Origin of the sequence: Bacteroides sp. AF32-8BH, from assembly GCF_003435205.1 — a bacterium.
GTDB classification, from domain to species: Bacteria; Bacteroidota; Bacteroidia; order Bacteroidales; family Bacteroidaceae; genus Bacteroides; species Bacteroides ovatus.
In genome coordinates this window covers 87341-107255 of record NZ_QVLZ01000021.1, presented here as the reverse complement: position 1 = coordinate 107255, position 19915 = coordinate 87341, and the positions used below count along the sequence as shown (strand labels likewise).

Below are 19915 nucleotides of genomic sequence, written 5' to 3'. Positions count from 1 at the left end.
TTTATTGATTAGTATTTTTCCTTCCTTCTCTGATATCTTCCCTACTTTTGCGAAAAGTCATCATGAAAAACTGAAGTTAATTAAATCACAATAATTATGAATCTGAAAAAACATTTACCCTGGCTGGGAGCCCTACTCCCCATTGCTAACACACAAGCAGAAACAAAACCTAATGTAGTAATTATCTATATCGATGATATGGGTATCGGTGACATAGGTTGTTATGGAGGTAAATTCGTTCCTACTCCCAATATTGACAAGTTGGCACAGGACGGACTATTATTCAACCAATATTACTCTTCTGCGCCGGTTAGCTCTCCATCCCGCTGTGGATTAACCACAGGTCTCTTTCCTCTTGAAGTGGGAATCAACACTTTCCTGAACGACAAAGCTGCTAATAAGAGATGCGAACAACGTAATTTCCTGGATGATAAGTTGCCTTCCATGGCGCGTGCCTTCCAAAATGCAGGTTACTCAACAGGACACATCGGAAAATGGCACATGGGAGGCGGACGTGACGTGCACAATGCTCCTTCTATTAAAAATTACGGTTTTGACGAATACATATCAACCTACGAAAGTCCAGATCCGGAACCAACAATCACTGCAACCAAGTGGATATGGTCGGATAAAGACAGTGTAAAACGTTGGAGACGTACCGAATACTTTGTAGATAAAAGTATTGAGTTTGTAAAAAAGCACAAAGGCGAACCTTTCTTCCTAAACCTATGGCCGGATGATATGCATACCCCTTGGGTACCGGAATTCAAACAAAAGGAAAGAAAAAGCTGGGAAACACAAGAAGCATTTGCTCCTGTACTTGCAGAAATGGACAAACAACTCGGACGTTTCATCAAAACCCTGGATGAGTTGGGAGTGGGAGAAAATACAATCATTATTTTCACTAGCGACAATGGTCCTGCACCCAGCTTTAAATCTGTACGTTCCGCTTATTTGAGAGGTACTAAAAATAGTCTTTATGAAGGGGGAATCCGTATGCCGTTCATCGTTAGATATCCAAAGAAAATTAAAGCCGGACAGGTAAATAACGAGTCTGTATTATGCGCAGTAGATTTATATCCGACTTTGTGTTCTATAGCCGGAATCAAAACAGAAAAAGGTTACAAAGGCGATGGGCAGAACTACTCAAAAGTTCTTCTCGGTAAATCGGAAGCCAAACGCAAGACCGATTTAATGTGGGATTTCGGACGAAACAAACATTTTGGCTTTCCAGGAAACCCTTATGACAGAAGCCCCCATTTAGCTATACGCAGTGGAAAGTGGAAATTATTAGTGAACGGTGACGGAAGCGATGCGCAACTATATGATATGGAAAAGGATAAGTTCGAAAAGAATAATATCGCAAATGAGCATCCTGATTTGGTTGCAAAGTTGAGCAAGAAAGTATGTAAATGGTTTGAGGAAAACAAAGACAAAGGAAAAGAGTAATACAGTGAAAAACAAATTATAAACCAACATTAAACTTATGAATTCTAAATTTTTACTATTACCAACCGCTTTGATGGTTGCTGGACATTCTGCAGCAGAGGCCAAAGGAAAAAAGTCCGATCAAAGACCCAATATCCTGGTAATTCTTGCAGATGACCTAGGCTATTCTGACCTGGGATGCTACGGTAGTGAAATTCACACACCTAATCTGGACAAACTGGCAAAACAAGGAGTACGCTTCAATCATTTCTATAACACCAGCCGTAGTTGTCCGACGCGTGCTTCCTTATTGACAGGACTTTATCAACATCAAGCAGGAATCGGACGCATGACCTTTGATGATCACCTTCCGGGGTATCGTGGTACGCTTTCACGCAATGCTGTTACCATCGCTGAAGTATTGAAAGAATCGGGATATGCTACCAGCATGGTAGGTAAATGGCACGTCGCTGAAACTCCCCTACGCAAGGATCAACGCGAATGGCTGGCACATCATGTTTTTCATGACACATTCTCCGACTTATGTCACTATCCTGTTAATCGCGGATTTGATTCTCACTATGGAATCATTTACGGAGTGGTAGATTATTTTGATCCATTCAGTCTGGTAGAAGGAGAAGTACCCGTAAAAGAAGTACCGGAAGGATATTATATTACACAGGCACTTTCGGATCGTGCAGCAAAAGAAGTGGAAGAGTATGCAAAGGAGGATAAACCATTCTTTATGTACCTGGCCTATACAGCACCGCATTGGCCACTACAGGCACTCCCAGAAGACATAAAAAAATACGAAGATACCTATAAAGTAGGTTGGGAAGCTATCCGTAACGCCCGTTATGAACGCCAAAAGCAACTGGGTATTTTCCCGGGAATGGATAATTTCCTGTCTGATAGACAGTTCAAAGATAAATGGGAAGATAACCCACATGCTGAATGGGATGCTCGTGCCATGGCTGTTCATGCTGCCATGATCGACCGTATGGACCAGGGAATAGGACAAGTAATCGATGCTCTGGAAAAGACAGGACAACTTGAAAATACACTGATTTTATTCCTTTCCGACAATGGATGCAGCAATGAAGATTGTCAGAACTACTCTCCCGGAGAAAATGACCGTCCTGATATGACACGTAAAGGGGAGAAAATGGTTTATCCTCATAACAAAGAAGTGCTGCCTGGCCCGGAAACAACTTATGCTTCACTGGGAGCACGCTGGGCAAACGTAGCCAACACACCGTTCCGTTTCTGGAAAGCCAAATCTTATGAAGGAGGCATCTGTACTCCAATGATTGCCCACTGGCCAAAAGGTATCAAGAAGAATGTCGGCAAAACGACTCCCGAAATCGGACATGTGATGGACATCATGGCTACTTGTATCGATATGGCAGGCGCCACTTATCCTACCAAATATAAAGGAAATGACATCATCCCATTGGAGGGTAAGAGTCTGGTTCCTATCTTCAAGACCGGACATCGTGAAGGACATGACTACCTTGGATTCGAACATTACAATGAACGTGCATTCCTCTCTTATGACGGTTGGAAACTGGTTCGTCCGGGAGAAAACGCTAAATGGGAATTATACAACCTGAATGAAGACCGGAGCGAAATGCATAATCTGGCAGCACAATACCCTGAAAAAGTAGCTGAAATGACAAAGGCTTATGAAGCATGGGCTAAACGTTGCATGGTAGAGCCTTACCCGGGACAAAAAAAGAAATAAAGCCTACTCAATTAATAAGAAAGAGTACTCGATTAATTATTTTATATTTGACTCCTGTCGGAAAATATCCAATGATATTGCACGACAGGAGTTTTTTTATATGCTTTTATCCCTTCTTTATCAAGCCTCACCTGAAATCGGAGGCTGACCTGTATATTCCTTAGGCAGTACACCATATTGCGCTTTAAAACATTTCGCAAAATAAGAAGAAGAAGTAAATCCTACCTGCGCTGCCACTTCAGAAATCCGGGTACCGCTCACAATCAGTTCAGCAGCTCTATTCATGCGAAGTGTCTTCAAATAATCATTAGGTGACATTCCGGACAAAGCCTTGATCTTCCGATAGAAATTGGAGCGGCTCATATTCATCTGTTCAGACAGGGTATCTATCGAAAAGTTCTCATCTGCCAGCTGTTCGGCTATCACCCCTTGTATCTTCGCAATAAATTCACAGTCTTTCTGCGACATCGCAAAGTCCGTTGTCGAAACAGCCACCGTATCCCCAGCCAGGCTCACCATCAATTTATGGAAAGACTGCCTCAACTTCAGCAAATTCTCAATCTGCATATGAAGCTGTTTGATAGAGAATGGTTTCTCCACATATACATCTGCTCCACATGTAAGTCCTTCGACTTTAGACTCCAAAGTGGTTTTTGCCGTCAATAAAATGACCGGAATATGGGAATAAGAGATTTCAGACTTCACTTTGCAACAAAGTTCCAGACCATCCATCTCCGGCATCATAACGTCGCTTACTATGACATCTACGTTTTCCTGCGCAAGCACCTCAAGTGCTTCACGACCATTGGAAGCCCTCAACACACGGAACCATTCAGCCAACGACTCACGAGTCAGATTCAGTAAATCAACATTATCCTCAACCAGCAGAACCGTAAACTTCTTCCCTGAATACTCCGAAGATACAGCATCAGAAGCATCCACATGTTCCGGATGCATTTCTACAATATCAGCTGTTTTCTCCGTCTCCCACTCTTTGACCGGAAGAGACAATACAAATGAAGAACCACCACCAACATTATCTTCCAAGTACAAATCCCCTTGGTGAGCCTCTGCCAAAGACTTTGCAAAAGCCAATCCTATACCGGTACCTACAGCCGTGGCCACCTTATCATCAGGCAGTTGATAGAAAGCTTCAAATATCTTTTGTTTCTGTTCATCCGGTATTCCGGGACCATCATCGTTCACTTGTATCTCATACCCCTTATCAGTGACAACTAGTTTCAGGTCAATATGCGCATGAGCATATTTGATGGCATTTCCCATCAAATTAACAAGAATCTTACTTAATTTCTCCCTATCCACCGTAGACACCAACTCTTGTTCAGGAACAGTCAATTGCAAATCAATCCCCTTCAATTCGGCAGGACTTGTAAATTGATTATAAACATCACTGACAAGCTCCTTTATATCACTCTTCTTCAAATTCAAATGCAGCGTACCGCTCTCCATTTTCTGGAAGTCAAGCAACTCATTAGTAATTCCCAACAGATAATTTACATTCTTATCTATCACAGACAAATACTTGAGATCTTTCCCTTCACGCTCCTTCTCCAACAGTTTTTCCAAAGGAAGACGTATCAAACTAAGCGGAGTACGTATCTCATGCACCAAGTTGATGAAGAAACTAATCTTCGACTTATAAACTTCCTGTTCCTTGGCAGTCTGATATTTTTCCATCCGCCGTTTATATTTGCGTTTAACGCGGAGATTCCATCGCCAGGCCATCCAGCCGATCCATCCCAATAGCATAAGAACATAAACAACATAAGCCAAAGTACTACGCCACCAGGGAGGAGTAATCACCACCTTTAAAGTGGTAGTCTTCTCATTCCACTGACGATCATTATTAGAGCCTCTGATTTCAAACAGATATTCACCGGGAGGCAAATTTGTGTAAGAAGCCACATTGTTCTCGGTATTCAGAATCCACTCCTTGTCCACTCCCCGAAGTATATAAGAATACCGGTTCTTCCCCGGATCTTCAAAACTAAGAGCGACAAAACGGATGGAGAAACTATTGTTTTCGTAAGATAAAGTCACCTTATCAGCCATATAAAGCGGTTTATCCAACTGAAGCAGTTTCTTTACTTCCAGTTCGTCAGTCTGATAAGGCAACCGGATGTCAGTCACATAAACCGGAGGAATATATTTGTTGTCCACAAATTGTTCCGGCTGAAATACATTAAAGCCATTGATCCCACCAAAATACAATTTTCCTTCGGATGATTTCAATGAAGATCGAGCTATAAACTGATTCCCTTGCAAGCCGTCATTAATCGTGAACTGGCGGAAATGATCTTTGGTAACAGGATTAATCTTAAAAATTCCGGCATTGCTGGATACCCAGAAATCACCTCCCTGATCTTGCTCAATCGCATAAATAACCTTGTTAGGTAATAAAGTATTATGCGGATCAAACTCAATGAATCTTTTCTCTTTAGCATCAAAAGAACACAGTCCTCCCCCATTCGTTCCAAACCACATGGTTCCTTTCGCATCCTCAAACAAAGTAATGACCGAATTACTGGTGATCGTAGTCGAATCTTCCCGTTCATGCTGATAATGTTTCCAATGGGCATTCATTGTATTGTAAGAAAACACACCACTATTGGAAGTCGCAATCCAGAGATGATTGTACATATCCTCATAGATATCGACAACAGAAACCATTGAACCGACACTTGTGATGGTCATAAAGTTATCTCGAGCAGCGTCATAACGACACAATCCCCAACTCGTTCCTACATAAATTTCTCCTTTTCGTCCTTTATAAATACACAACACATCGTCGCTACAAATCGTATTGGGGATTCCACGAGAATGAGTATAGGCTTTCACTGCCCCTGTGCGTAAATTGATAACCCGTATTCCTCCGGCATAAGTACCGATCCATAAATAGTCGCCATCCAGCATTAAAGAACGGATGTCATACTTTTGATTTTTAGCTCCTCCTATTGCATAAGGAGAAAGTTCCCGGGTGGCAACATTGAAGAAATACAAACCGCTTTGAGTTCCAATCCAGATATTCCCATCTTTATTCTCACAGAAAGGAGCAACGACCTCCCCCGCTCCCGGCACTCCGGACAGATAGGCAGGCGAATAATAATCAAAACGTTTAGTCTGCTTGGACATATAGTTGATCCCACCCAAATTGGTCAACACCCAAAGAGCCCCTTCGGCATCCCACATCATTCCATTGATAGTCTGGTCGCTCAAACTTCTCGGATCGGCCGGATTATCCGCCCGCTGAAATGTGTTTGTATTTTGATCGAATAGATAAAGCCCGTTATCCGTTCCTACCAACAGCTCTTTATCCGTATACTTCAGCAAACAATGAACAGCTCCGAAATTAAACGCCGAACCACTATAATTGTCTATAGCTTCGGTTCGTTCATCCAAACGGCTCAACAGATTACTTCCCGCACCAATCCAAATATCTCCATCGATATTCTGAATACAGTTCACTTTATAACTATCGGAAGCATTTATATCTAATGAGATTTCATACGTCCGAAGAAACTTGCCGTTTTCGTCAAAGCACAAAAGTCCTTCCTGCAAGGAAGATATATAGACTCTCTTCCGATCAGCGCTCTGACAGAGGTCCCATACAAAAGACGTCTGAACACTATTTTGAGTCAGCACCTCTGTTTTCGGATCATAAATAAAAAATCCCTGTCCCAAAGTCGCAATCCAGATAAGACCGTTTTCCGTCTTGATAATCTTTTTAATCTCACTGCTAATATACACATTATACTGCGTCGTTTTATCAAAGTAAGAGAAACGATCGGTATCTCGGTCATAAATATAAAGTCCGGAGTTTGTTCCAACCCAGAGATTCTTGTCCACCTCTATCAAGGCTTCTACAAAATTGTTTTCTAATGAGAACTTTTCGTTGAGAACATTCCGATACACTTTATTGCCCCGCCCGTCATAACGGTTCAGTCCATCACTGGTACCCAACCAGATAAAGCCATAACTATCTTGAAGGGCGCACCACACGGTATTATGAGACAATCCATCTTCTACCTGATATTTCTTGAACGAAAAATAAGGAGACGCGGATAGTGTTCCGGTCCAGAAGATCAGCAAGCATATTAGTATTTTAGTTAACTTCATTCTACGTGTTTTTTATTCAATTATCGGTTCAGCCAAGGTTCAGGATTCAACTTTTCTTTCTCCCTACGCAACTGGAAGTGCAATACCGTCCGTCCATTATCCGTACCGTCAGAAAAGACCTGACCGATGGATTGCTTCGTCTTCACCGTGTCACCGGCTTTGACGGATGCAGAAGAAAGATTGCAATAAACAGAAATATAATTGCCATGACGAATGAGGACATTAAATAATCCGTTCAATTGGAATACAGCCGCCACCTTCCCATCAAAAATGGCACGCGCCTGTGCACCCGGTTTTCCCTGAATATCAATACCCTTGTTATCCAGTTTCACGTTGCGCAACCCCGCTACGGCATATTGTCCATAACGGCTGGTGATAATATAAGCACCGGATATAGGCATTGGCAATTTCCCGCGATTCGCGGCAAAGTTACCTGATAATTCCCGATCCGCCTTACTCATGGTATAAGCCTCAAGAGGTTTCGATTTGGCGGCCGTTTCCGTTGCGGCGGATTTTCCCTCCTTGCTTTCCTCTTTCTTACGGGCAGCCGCTTCACGACGAGCTTCTTCCTGCGCACGCTTGCGGGCACGCTCTATTTCTTCTGCAATTAATTTATCGATGCGGGCATTCAGCTGATTGGCTTCCCTGCGTTTTTTATTTATCTCATTCTGCAATCCTTTCTGCTTCTTTTGCAGATTAGTCACTAGCGTGCGTTTCTCTTTTTCCTGCTCTTCCAACTTCACCTTTTCGCTCTCACGTTCTTGCAGCAGGTTCTCTTTGGCGGCTTTCACTTGCTGACGTTCCGCTTTCTTCTTGCGTATCTGCTCCTGTTTCTTTAGGATTTCTTCCCCTTGCAGACGTTGATAAGTGGCATATTCACGAACATATCGCATACGCCGATAAGTCTGCCCCAGATTCTTTGCCGAAAAAATAAACATGAGCTTCTCCTCTATCGACTTATTCTTATACAAGTACTGGATAGAAGCTTCATATTTCTTCTTTTTATCTTTCAAATCTTTCTCCAGCCCGTGCAACTGGCGCTCCAATGAAGCCAACTCACGCTGGATAGCCTCCACATCATTGTTGATAGCCATGATATAGCGTTTCCGCTCTTCAATCTGTCCGGTCAACACAGCCAGACTATTCAACTGGCTTCCCACATCTTTCTTTGTATCCTTCAATATAGATTCCGATTCGGCAATCTGTTTTTGCAGCGCACCGCGTTTACTTTCCAGCTCACGAATCAACTTGTTCGATTGAGCGAAAAGAGGAACTGCCAACCACAGGCAACTGATTAGAATAACAAAGAAACGTTTCATCATAATAAAGCTACCAGCATTTTTACTAATTCTTCCAAGGGAATCTGGTTGTATTTGGACGTCAGTTCCGTCGGAGTTATCGAAAACTCTTGTGTGGAGAACTCATAAAGTTGGACTTTTGCCTTTTCTAATGAAGGAATTCCTATATCTTTTCCTGTCAGCTCTGTCTTTCCACCAGGAAGAGAGGCATCCATCAATATCTTTTCCAAACGGGAAAACTCCACATTCTTCGACAATACATTTTTCAATTCAGCTTTAGTGGCACGAACAAAGCGTTTATTCATCCTGTCTACCAATAAAACTTCGTCGGGAGTAACTTCTATACGTGCCACTTCTGTACGCAGAATAGGCATCAATAAGGAGATTTGTACCCGCTCATGAGTTTTCATCTTCATGGTTCCCCCTACAGACATGCTTCCCTTCTTGCCGGGAATAGTCAACTGAAGCTTGGAAGCCAGGTAACTGGATGTCGGAGCCTTTGTCGAAGTCTTAGTTTCCGAAGTTGCCAAGTGTTTCGAACTCTTACAGCCGGCCAACACCACTACCACCAACAACAGTAGATAAATGATTCTTTTCATTCCGCAATATATTTCTTCTTCTCTATTTTCTGTTTCAACGTTTTCGACTCGCTACCCATTTCCAGTGCCTTCTTCCAATATTTCAACGCACCTTCCACATCGCCAGTCATAAAATAAATATCTCCGCAATGCTCCACAATCACATCACTCTTCTCGCCGTCGTTCTTCATTGCATTATCAATATAGATACGGGCTTCGGCATAATTTCCCTTTTCAAAAAGAATCCATGCATAAGTATCGAGATAGGTCGAATTATTAGGTTCGGCTTTCACCGTTTTATAACTCATCTCCTCCGCCTTGTCCAAGTCACGACGTTCCACAGACAGATAATAAGCATAATTGTTCAATGCGCCAATATTGGAAGGATTGTACACCAAAGACGAATCGTAAGCAGCGTATGCCTCCGCCATCTGTTTCTTAGTATGATAAATGTCTCCCATGATTGAATAGAAATCCGAAATGACTTCTTTTCTGGTATCGGCAGTTACATGTTCCAATGCTCTGCTGCAAACACTCAATACACTATCCGTCTGTTCTGCCTGATGATAAGCAATAGCCAGATAATAATAAAGTTCCAATGCATCGGGAGTGGCTTCAATACCCGGTTCACAGACTTTGATAATTTGCTTGTAATCTTCCTTTTTCACCGCCGCGCTAACCAGCATCAGACGGGCAGCCTTATTGGTAGGATCCAGATCAACCACCTGCTCCAATACCGGCACAGCCCCCTGTTCCATATTCTTCGACAACAGGTATTGAGAATAAAGCATCGGTATCTGCGGATCATCCATATCCTGCTTCATCATCCGGTCAAACAAGGCAATCACCTGAGTGCTATCTTTAGCGGACGACTGTTCATTTTCCGCAATCACCTGTCTCATGACACTGATTTTAGTATCAGAAGTCACCTTTTTGTTCAATAACAACGTATCCAGTTGCTGTTGATACAATTCTTTCTGCCCGGTCTGTTCATAGTAAGAAGCCATCGAGAAGAGAGCCATCGGATTATCAGGCTCTACAGCCAGTACCTTCTGGTATGCATCATAAGCTTCCTGCTTTTTCCCGTTCTGAAGATATACATCTCCCAGTATCACCTGATAACGCATATCCATCGGATATTCCTGTACCAGACTTTCTATTTCCTGAAATGCCTTCTTATCATCTTTCATCTGAAGATAAATCCGGAATTTCTCCATAGACAGCTGCTCATTCTTACCCAAACGTTTCTCTAAACGATTCAATGTAGAAATGACATCATTATACTTCTCCTGGCGACTGTAAATATCAAGAAGGCTGAACAAAGGGTCCTGTTTCGACGGGAAACGGGTCACCATCTTCTCAAGCAAAGCCGCAGCCTTATCCAATTCATTTTGTTGCTGGTACAAACTGACCAATCCCTGACTATACCAATAGTTATCAGGCGCAAAAGCCACTGCCTGCTCCAAAGCAACCTGACCTTGCGGCACCTGGCGAAGGAACATATAATATTGCGATATTTCATAAAGCGCAGAAGAAGCAGTGGGGTTGATATCCAGACAATGCTGTAGCAATCCAAATGCCGCATCATACTCATTCTTTCCTTTCATCCGCATGGCTTCCAAGAAGAAGTAGTCATATTTACGCTGTTGTTCAGCAGAAAGCAATGTTTCCTTCATTAAAGAAGCTCCATCTGCTTTCGCTGTTGTTTTTGCTGTACGCACAGACCGGATTCCCCCACATGAAGTGAGCATCAATACCGTCACGAACAGCCATCCTATTTTTATCTTCATTCTATTTTCTCCATTAAGCATTCATCATACTCCGGTATGTCCGAAACCACCGGCTCCCCGTTCTGTTTCATCCAGCACCTCTACTTCCTGCCATGCAGGCTGTTCGTGCTTCGCTATCACCATCTGCGCGATACGTTCACCGTCTTCAATCACAAACGTTTCAGAGGAGAGATTGACTAAAATGATACAAACTTCCCCACGATAATCCGCATCAATCGTACCCGGAGAATTGAGCACCGTAATTCCTTTCTTGATCGCCAGTCCGCTACGTGGACGAACTTGTGCCTCAAATCCCTTCGGCAAGGCAATATATAGTCCTGTCGGCACCAGACAACGTTGCAACGGTTCCAGTGTGATAGGTTCAGAAAGATTAGCACGGATATCCATTCCTGCGGACAATTCAGTGGCATAAGCCGGAAGCGGATGCTTCGATTTATTGATAACTTGAATATTCATAAATGCATGTTTACTATTTAACGGGCGAAAATACACATTTTGAACTGAAAAATAGTTAAGTTTGCAGTTAAATAATGTACCTGTAGCCAATTTGCGAATGGTAAACACTAAAATTATAGATAAAATGATGAATTGGAACCAATTAATATCAGCGAAACGTTTCGGAATGGAAGAATTCCATGAGGAACGACAGGAAAACCGATCCGAATTCCAACGGGACTATGACCGTCTTATTTTTTCGGCTCCTTTCCGCAGATTACAGAACAAAACGCAAGTATTCCCTCTACCGGGCAGCGTTTTTGTACACAACCGACTTACGCACAGTCTCGAAGTCGCCAGTGTTGGCCGTTCACTCGGGGACGATGTTGCCAAAGCACTTCTGGAACGTCATCCGGAACTTCAGGATTCTTTCCTGCCGGAGATCGGTTCTATCGTTTCGGCTGCTTGCCTGGCACACGATTTGGGTAATCCGCCTTTCGGTCATTCAGGCGAAAAGGCCATTTCCACTTTTTTCTCTGAAGGGAAAGGAGTTCGCCTGAAAGAGAAACAGCCCAACGGAGAGCAACTTTCTCCGATGGAATGGGAAGATTTAATACATTTTGAAGGAAATGCAAATGCCTTCCGAATACTTACACATCAGTTTGAGGGACGTCGCAAAGGCGGATTCGTTCTAACATACACCACTCTGGCTTCTATCGTAAAATACCCCTTTTCATCGAGCCTTGCAGGAACAAAATCCAAGTTTGGCTTTTTCGTCAGCGAAGAAGAAAGCTTCCGCAAAATTGCAACAGAATTAGGACTGATATTGCTCAACGAACATCCTTTAAAGTATGCACGCCACCCGTTAGTTTATTTGGTTGAAGCGGCAGACGACATTTGCTATCAGATGATGGATATTGAGGATGCATATAAACTGAAGATTCTCACCACAGAAGAGACTAAAGAGCTATTAATGGCCTATTTCAGCGAAGAGCGGCAGGAACATCTCCGAAAAACATTCCTGATTGTTAACGATGTCAACGAGCAAATCGCTTACCTGCGCTCTTCCGTCATCGGTTTATTGATCCGGGAGTGTACCCGTGTCTTTTTAGATCATGAACAAGAAATCCTGTCCGGCACGTTCGAAGGATCACTAATCAAGCGCATAGCCGAGCGTCCGGCAGCAGCCTATAAACACAGCGTCGAAGTATCTATCAATAAAATCTACCGTTCACGGGACGTACTGGATGTTGAACTGGCGGGATTCCGCATCATCAGCACCCTGCTCGAATTGATGATAGATGCCGTAACCTCACCCGAAAAGACTTATTCCAAACTCCTGATCGACCGGGTTTCCAGCCAATACAATATAAAAGCGCCCGTACTCTATGAAAGAATACAGGCGGTACTTGACTATATATCGGGAATGACCGACGTCTTTGCTCTTGATCTTTATCGTAAAATTAACGGGAACAGTTTGCCTGCGGTGTAACCACTTTAGGAGTAAACACCTCTTCCCCTTCACAAGAAGACAATCTCAACGCATCCGGATGGCTTTCAATAAACGTCTGGATGTGTCGAATCCGCTTATCTTCGAGAATTTCGTCTACAGCAATCAGAATACCGGTTTCTTCCACATCACCGAATTCATAATTGATAGCTGTTCCGAACATACGCATAGTAGGGCTTAGGCTCATATATGCATTTACCAACGGAGGAATATTATATCCCAGTTTACGAATTTCACAATTCAATATTTTATAGTCTTCCTTGAAGGAATGCTTGCAAAACAAAGCACTCAGCTCGTCTTCGGAAGTCTCAAGTTTCAGAGGCTCGATCGGAGTGACAAGTTTCTCTTTGTCATAAAAATGTTTCTTAAGGAAATGAAGAATCATATCACGGCCACGACGGTGATAGCTTGGATACATGGTCACTTTGCCAAAGAAATATTTCACATTCGGCATAACAACAGTCAACGCTCCCAATCCATCCCACAGATTATCTAAAGCGAACAATCCTTTACTTCCGGCACGGGTAGACTGATATTCAAGCGTAACGAACGAACGTCCCAACTCAATTGTCTGTGGCAAATATTCTTTAATAAAAGCATCGGAGAAATGAAACATATGGGAAGTAGCCAGGATCGGAGCACCTTTTTCATCAAAACGCACGTCCGTACCAAGCAGATACCGGTAACCACCCAGAATTTCTTCCGCTTCCGGATTCCATACGATCAACTGCTTGTAGGGGTGCTCCATCGTGTCGTATTCATCAATATCCATTGACAGACCTGTACCTCCACCAGCAGCACGGAAAGCTATTTCACGCAAACGACCAATCTCTCTCATCACATTAGGAGCATTCTGATGAGTAATAATATAAATCTGATTATTACTCTTATTCGTCATTCGTAAGCGTCTGTCTTCCGTCAATTCTGCCTTTAGCAGTTCTTTGCTTACCGGTTTAATAATCTCTTCCATATTCCTTGTTATAGTTGTTCTATCAGTTACAGTTTATAAACAATATCCTTTACGTATTCAGCCCACTGCGCAGGAGTTTTCGATTTATCAAAAGTCTGCCAGGGTATAGGTTTGCCAAAAGTGACAGTAAAAGTTTTGTGGCGATTCTTAAACATTTCATCCGCAAGATACAACATAGCAATGTTAAACTTAATGCCCAGTGCCTTGCAAACATTTGCCAGATTGTAAAAGAAGTCAGAATTCCTGCCCCCAAAATGCACGGGTATTACATCACGTTTTGCTTGTATGCTCTTTACTACAAATGTCTTTTTCCATTCCAGGTCGCGAATCACTCCATTCTGACGGCGCGAGCACAGTCCGGCAGGAAACATAATCAGCTGATCGTCGGACTGGAATCCGGCTTCCACCATCTTCGGGAAGTCCTTTGCCTGCTTGCCGGTTTTATTAATAGGTATGCAAAGGGGAGCCAACCCGCGTAGATTCATCAATAAATCATTCACCAGGTATTTCACCTTCCCCTCATAGTGCTTACCTAACACATAACCAAGCGCAACACCATCCTGTCCGCCCAACGGATGATTGGAAACAAAAGTGTACAGACCATCCTTTGGCAAATTTTCAATGCCTTTTACGTCCACTTTCGCATCCAAAAAGCCCATACATGCCTCCAGAAAGTCCACTCCCAGTTTATCCTTCGACTCATTCAGGAATACATTAATTTCATCCTGATGAACAATTTTCTTCAGATAAGAAATCACGAACTTAGGGATGTACTTGTAATGCTTCGGAGCCTTCGTCCGAAGTATCTTATCGACATCGATCAAAAATAAAGAGTCATCAGTCATTCTTTTCAAATAAAAATGATGGCACAAAATTAACGGTTCTTTTTTATTAATCGCAATAATTTGGTAGAAAATGCAGGATTTAAGTTCAGAACATAAAAAAACACCACCCAAAAACTATCAAAAATGACCTAAAAACTATCCGCGGATAGTTTTCGGGTAAAAAAACGTCAGTTTTTCCCCTACCGGGTTTCAAAAATTCATGTAAACTTGCAACATCGAAAATAACAAACGAATATTCACCTTTAAAAAGCAACACATTATGAAAAGTTTAAGCTTCAGAAAAGACTTAGTAGGAGTACAAGATGAATTACTACGCTTCGCTTATAAACTGACAACTGACCGTGAAGAAGCAAACGATTTGTTGCAGGAGACATCATTAAAAGCATTAGATAATGAAGATAAATATACCCCTGATACAAATTTCAAAGGATGGATGTATACCATCATGCGCAATATATTCATAAACAACTACCGCAAGGTAGTCCGCGACCAGACATTCATCGACCAGACTGATAATCTTTATCATCTGAATTTGCCACAGGATGGAAGTTCTGAAAATACAGAAAGAGCATACGACCTGAAAGAGATGCACCGTGTAGTTAACAAACTCCCCAAAGAATACAGAGTTCCGTTTGCGATGCACGTTTCAGGATTCAAATACCGTGAAATTGCGGAAAAACTGAACCTCCCGTTGGGTACAGTGAAAAGCCGTATTTTCTTCACGCGCCAGAAATTACAGGAAGAGTTGAAAGACTTCCGCTAAACCTTAACTATATAAAACTTAGTGATTTTGAATCACATATTTCTTTAATGCAGATTTTTAGTTTTGATAATGATTAAAAGGCAGAAATACTCCGGTATATTCTGCCTTTTCTTTTATTGCGAAGATTAGTTGTCCGACACCCGGGTGTCAGCACATACAACACCCGGGTCTCAACCTATCTGACACCCGGGTGTCGGGTGCACTGAGACCCGGGTGTCAGATAAACCTCTATTGCATGAAAAAGAATCTCTCCCACCACATTATTTAAATTTTACCTATACAGACATTTTTTCCGTTCTACGCCCACGGGCTCCCCACCAGTAAAGCATTCTCGAAGGCACATCATTTTCAAGCAAATAGACATTTAACATTCTGTTGAAAACTTCTCTGAAAGTTTTTTATGGAAAGTTGTGGGGAATTGTGGGGAATTTCATACTTTTACGGTCGCTTATTATAATAAGGTAATGATACGTTTTTTAGGAAATATTGAAGCCAGGGCGGACGCCAAAGGAAGGGTGTTCATACCCGCCACCTTCAGGAAGCAATTACAAGCCGCTTCCGAAGAGAGGCTTATTATGCGTAAAGACGTATTTCAGGACTGTTTAACCCTGTACCCCGAGAGCGTGTGGAACGAGGAGTTGAACGAGCTACGTAGTAGACTTAACAAATGGAATAGCAAACACCAACTTATTTTCAGGCAATTCGTGAGCGACGTTGAAATAGTGACACCTGATAGCAACGGGCGCATATTAATTCCGAAACGGTATTTACAGATTTGCAGTATCCATGGGGATATTCGCTTTATCGGCATCGATAACAAGATAGAGATCTGGGCGAAAGAACGGGCAGAACAGCCTTTCATGTCACCCGAAGAGTTCGGTGCAGCATTAGAAGAAATTATGAACGATGATAATAGACAAGATGGAGAAAGATGAATTGACATATCACGTACCTGTATTGCTGAAAGAAAGCGTTGACGGTATGAATATCCAACCGGATGGAACGTATGTAGACGTTACATTCGGAGGAGCGGGACATTCGCGCGAGATCCTTTCACGGCTCGGAGAAGGCGGACGTCTGCTGGGATTCGACCAGGACGAGGATGCTGAACGGAACATTGTCAACGATACTCATTTCATCTTCGTGCGCAGTAACTTCCGCTATCTGCACAACTTCCTGCGTTATCACAACATCGAACAGGTAGACGCGATCCTGGCCGACCTCGGCGTATCTTCTCATCATTTCGATGATAGCGAACGTGGCTTCTCCTTCCGTTTTGACGGGGCACTGGATATGCGTATGAACAAGCGTGCCGGTATGACAGCAGCAGATATCGTGAATACTTATGATGAAGAACGTCTTGCAAACATCCTCTACCTGTACGGGGAACTAAAGAATAGCCGCAAACTGGCTTCTGTCATCGTTAAAGCCAGAAGCGGACAGAATATCCGGACCATCGGTGAGTTTTTGGAAGTCATCAAACCGCTTTTCGGTCGTGAACGCGAAAAGAAAGAGCTGGCAAAGGTGTTCCAGGCACTACGAATTGAAGTAAACCAAGAGATGGAGGCGTTGAAGGAGATGTTGCTGGCTGCTACGGAGGCATTAAAGCCGGGCGGCAGACTGGTAGTTATCACCTATCATTCGCTGGAAGACCGAATGGTGAAAAACATCATGAAGACAGGCAATGTAGAAGGAAAAGCGGAAACCGACTTCTTCGGCAATCTGCAAACGCCTTTCCGCCTTGTCAACAATAAGGTAATCGTTCCCGACGAGGCAGAAATAGAACGAAACCCGCGGTCGAGAAGCGCCAAATTACGAATTGCAGAAAAGAAATAAAAAGATATGGAAGAAGAAGTAGTAAACAAGAAAGCAGAAGAGGACAAGAAGAAAAAACGCACCTCTCTGAAGAGTATTCTGGGTGGAGACATTCTGGCTACCGATTTTTTCCGCCGTCAAACGAAGTTGCTGGTACTTATCATGGTATTCATCATCTTCTACATTCACAATCGTTATGCCAGTCAACAGCAACAGATCGAAATAGACCGGCTGAAAAAGGAATTGACAGACATTAAATACGATGCACTGACTCGCAGCTCAGAGCTGATGGAAAAGAGCCGCCAGTCACGCATTGAAGATTATATATCGAGTAAGGAAAGCGATTTGCAAACATCAACCAATCCTCCTTACCTTATTAAATAGATGATAGTGGATAGTTGATAAATGATAGTTAAGCGTTTAAAAGACAAATACTGTGGCAGTTAATAAAAAGAACATAATGACCCGTTACTTCTTCGTCATCCTATTGATGGCGTTGATAGGAGTAGCTATTGTTGTAAAAGCAGGCATCACCATGTTTGCCGAACGACAATACTGGCAGGATGTGGCTGACCGTTTCGTAAAAGAGAATGTGACGGTAAAACCTAATCGTGGAAACATTATTTCTTCTGACGGTAAACTGATGGCCAGCTCTCTGCCCGAGTACAGAATATATATGGACTTTATGTCCGGTGAAAAGGATGAAAAACGCAGGCAGAAAGATCAGGCACGCCGGGATTCCATCCTCAATGCCAATATGGATTCAATCTGTATCGGACTTCACAAGATATTCCCGGACAAGAGTGCGGCTCAATTCAAGGCACACCTCAAGAAAGGACGCCAGGCAAAAAGCCGCAATTATCTGATTTATCCGAAACGTATCTCCTATATACAATATAAAGAGGTAAAGAGACTGCCTGTATTCTGCTTGAACCGGTATAAAGGCGGATTCAAGGAACAAGCTTACAATCAGCGTAAGAAACCGTTCGGTTCACTGGCTGCCCGTACACTGGGAGATGTGTATGCAGACACAGCCAAAGGAGCGAGAAATGGTATCGAACTTGCTTTCGACACCATCCTGAAAGGGCGGGACGGATTGACACACCGTCAGAAGGTGATGAACAAATACCTGAACATTGTCGATGTGCCACCAGTTGATGGTTGCGATCTGATTAGTACTATCGATGTAGGTATGCAGGATATTTGCGAGAAGGCGTTGGTGGATAAGCTGAAAGAGCTGAATGCGAGCGTGGGTGTGGTGGTATTGATGGAGGTAAGTACCGGAGAAGTGAAAGCCATCGTCAACATGATGCAAGGCAAAGACGGTGAGTACTACGAAATGCGCAACAATGCTATTAGTGATATGCTCGAGCCGGGGTCTACTTTCAAAACGGCCTCTATCATGGTAGCTCTTGAAGACGGAAAGATCACGCCGGACTATGTGGTAGATACCGGCAACGGCCAGATGCCGATGTATGGACGTGTCATGAAAGACCATAACTGGCATCGCGGAGGATATGGAAAGCTGACTGTTACGGAAATTCTAGGGGTTTCGTCCAATGTGGGTACCTCTTATATTATAGACCATTTCTACGGCAGCAACCCGCAGAAATTTGTAGACGGGTTGAAACGGATGAGCATCGACCAGCCGTTACACCTGCAGATTGCGGGAGAAGGAAAACCGAATATACGCGGCCCGAAAGAACGTTATTTTGCAAAGACAACATTGCCGTGGATGAGTATCGGCTACGAGACACAGGTTCCACCGATCAATATTCTCACATTCTATAATGGGATAGCCAACAACGGAGTCACCGTGCGTCCGAAGTTTGTCAAAGCTGCCATGAAGGACGGGGAAGTAGTGAAAGAATATCCGACAGAGGTAATCAATCCCAAGATTTGTTCGGATAAGACTTTGGCACAGATCCGTGAGATTCTCCGGAAAGTGGTTGGTGAAGGACTTGCCAAACCTGCGGGAAGCAAGCAGTTCCACGTTTCAGGAAAAACAGGAACGGCGCAGATTTCACAGGGAGCAGCCGGATACAAAACGGGAAGAACAAATTATCTGGTTAGTTTCTGCGGGTATTTCCCGTCAGAAGCACCTAAATATAGCATGATTGTCTCTATCCAGAAACCAGGATTACCGGCTTCGGGAGGTTTAATGGCAGGTAGTGTGTTCAGCAAGATTGCAGAAAGGGTGTATGCCAAAGACTTGCGGTTACCGCTGACCAATGCGATTGATACTAATTCCGTAGTCATTCCGAATGTAAAAGCCGGAGAGATGCGCGAAGCGCAACGAGTATTGGAAGAGCTGCAGATTAACGTACAAGGCAAAATCGCTGATTCGGGCAAAGAGGTTTGGGGAAATACCCATTCTGCCCCACAAGCTGTGGTTCTTGAGAGCCGGAGCAATATGCAGAATTTTGTACCGAGTGTGATAGGTATGGGAGCGAAAGACGCTGTGTACTTGTTGGAAAGCAAAGGATTGAAAGTCAATCTGGTCGGCGTAGGCAAAGTAAAAAGCCAGTCGATAGCCAACGGAACGATTGTTAAGAAGGGACAGACAGTGACGCTTACGCTTAATTAAAAATTAAAGATTAAA

At 43.1% G+C, this 19915-nt stretch carries 15 protein-coding genes; 8 read left to right on the top strand and 7 right to left on the bottom strand.

What is annotated here, in order from left to right; genetic code table 11:
- Positions 1-96 precede the first annotated feature (96 nt).
- Entirely contained in the window at positions 97-1449 is a 1353-nt protein-coding gene (locus DWZ47_RS16250) for a sulfatase-like hydrolase/transferase (protein WP_117513776.1), read from the top strand.
- A gap of 37 nt (positions 1450-1486) precedes the next feature.
- Positions 1487-3172, top strand: a complete 1686-nt coding sequence (locus DWZ47_RS16245) for an arylsulfatase (protein WP_117513774.1) — start codon at positions 1487-1489, stop codon at positions 3170-3172.
- Between the two features lie 120 nt (positions 3173-3292).
- On the opposite strand, the gene DWZ47_RS16240 is transcribed toward DWZ47_RS16245, so the two are convergent.
- From DWZ47_RS16240 to dut, 5 genes are read right to left on the bottom strand one after another with little or no spacing between them, the layout of a single operon-like run.
- Positions 3293-7309 (bottom strand): two-component regulator propeller domain-containing protein, encoded by a 4017-nt coding sequence (locus tag DWZ47_RS16240; protein WP_117513772.1) that lies wholly within the window; start codon positions 7307-7309, stop codon positions 3293-3295.
- 20 nt (positions 7310-7329) lie between these two features.
- A complete protein-coding gene (locus tag DWZ47_RS16235) occupies positions 7330-8631 on the bottom strand; it encodes a murein hydrolase activator EnvC family protein (RefSeq protein WP_117513770.1) in 1302 nt (433 codons plus the stop codon).
- Positions 8628-9206: a DUF4292 domain-containing protein gene (locus tag DWZ47_RS16230; protein WP_004298193.1), complete on the bottom strand. Its 579-nt coding sequence runs from the start codon at positions 9204-9206 to the stop codon at positions 8628-8630. The genes DWZ47_RS16235 and DWZ47_RS16230 overlap by 4 nt, the downstream gene beginning before the upstream one ends.
- The gene (locus tag DWZ47_RS16225; RefSeq protein WP_117513769.1) at positions 9203-10975 is read right to left on the bottom strand and encodes a tetratricopeptide repeat protein; all 1773 of its coding nucleotides are present in this window, start codon (positions 10973-10975) and stop codon (positions 9203-9205) included. Before DWZ47_RS16225 ends, DWZ47_RS16230 begins: the two co-directional genes overlap by 4 nt.
- 24 nt (positions 10976-10999) lie before the next feature.
- Positions 11000-11431: a dUTP diphosphatase gene (dut, locus tag DWZ47_RS16220; RefSeq protein WP_004307331.1), complete on the bottom strand. Its 432-nt coding sequence runs from the start codon at positions 11429-11431 to the stop codon at positions 11000-11002.
- Between the two features lie 124 nt (positions 11432-11555).
- On the opposite strand from dut, the gene DWZ47_RS16215 reads away from it, so the two are divergent.
- Entirely contained in the window at positions 11556-12902 is a 1347-nt protein-coding gene (locus tag DWZ47_RS16215; protein ID WP_004307333.1) for a deoxyguanosinetriphosphate triphosphohydrolase, read from the top strand.
- On the opposite strand, the gene DWZ47_RS16210 is transcribed toward DWZ47_RS16215, so the two are convergent.
- Positions 12874-13890: a GNAT family N-acetyltransferase gene (locus DWZ47_RS16210; RefSeq protein ID WP_004324397.1), complete on the bottom strand. Its 1017-nt coding sequence runs from the start codon at positions 13888-13890 to the stop codon at positions 12874-12876. The genes DWZ47_RS16215 and DWZ47_RS16210 overlap by 29 nt on opposite strands.
- A 26-nt stretch (positions 13891-13916) precedes the next feature.
- Complete coding sequence (locus DWZ47_RS16205) at positions 13917-14735, bottom strand: 1-acyl-sn-glycerol-3-phosphate acyltransferase (RefSeq protein WP_008998120.1); 819 nt, start codon at positions 14733-14735, stop codon at positions 13917-13919.
- Between the two features lie 259 nt (positions 14736-14994).
- Here DWZ47_RS16205 and DWZ47_RS16200 point away from each other — a divergent pair, with 259 nt between their 5' ends.
- The 5 genes from DWZ47_RS16200 to DWZ47_RS16180 all read left to right on the top strand — a co-directional run bounded on the left by DWZ47_RS16200 (position 14995) and on the right by DWZ47_RS16180 (position 19900).
- Positions 14995-15498: an RNA polymerase sigma factor gene (locus DWZ47_RS16200; protein ID WP_004298201.1), complete on the top strand. Its 504-nt coding sequence runs from the start codon at positions 14995-14997 to the stop codon at positions 15496-15498.
- Between the two features lie 464 nt (positions 15499-15962).
- A complete protein-coding gene (mraZ, locus tag DWZ47_RS16195; RefSeq protein ID WP_004307337.1) occupies positions 15963-16433 on the top strand; it encodes a division/cell wall cluster transcriptional repressor MraZ in 471 nt (156 codons plus the stop codon).
- Positions 16420-17334, top strand: coding sequence for a 16S rRNA (cytosine(1402)-N(4))-methyltransferase RsmH (rsmH, locus tag DWZ47_RS16190; protein ID WP_044919145.1), 915 nt, complete (start codon positions 16420-16422; stop codon positions 17332-17334). Before mraZ ends, rsmH begins: the two co-directional genes overlap by 14 nt.
- Positions 17335-17340: 6 nt before the next feature.
- The gene (locus DWZ47_RS16185; protein ID WP_004298204.1) at positions 17341-17697 is read left to right on the top strand and encodes an FtsL-like putative cell division protein; all 357 of its coding nucleotides are present in this window, start codon (positions 17341-17343) and stop codon (positions 17695-17697) included.
- A 76-nt stretch (positions 17698-17773) separates the two neighbouring features.
- Positions 17774-19900 (top strand): penicillin-binding protein, encoded by a 2127-nt coding sequence (locus tag DWZ47_RS16180; RefSeq protein WP_004307341.1) that lies wholly within the window; start codon positions 17774-17776, stop codon positions 19898-19900.
- Positions 19901-19915: the final 15 nt, after the last annotated feature.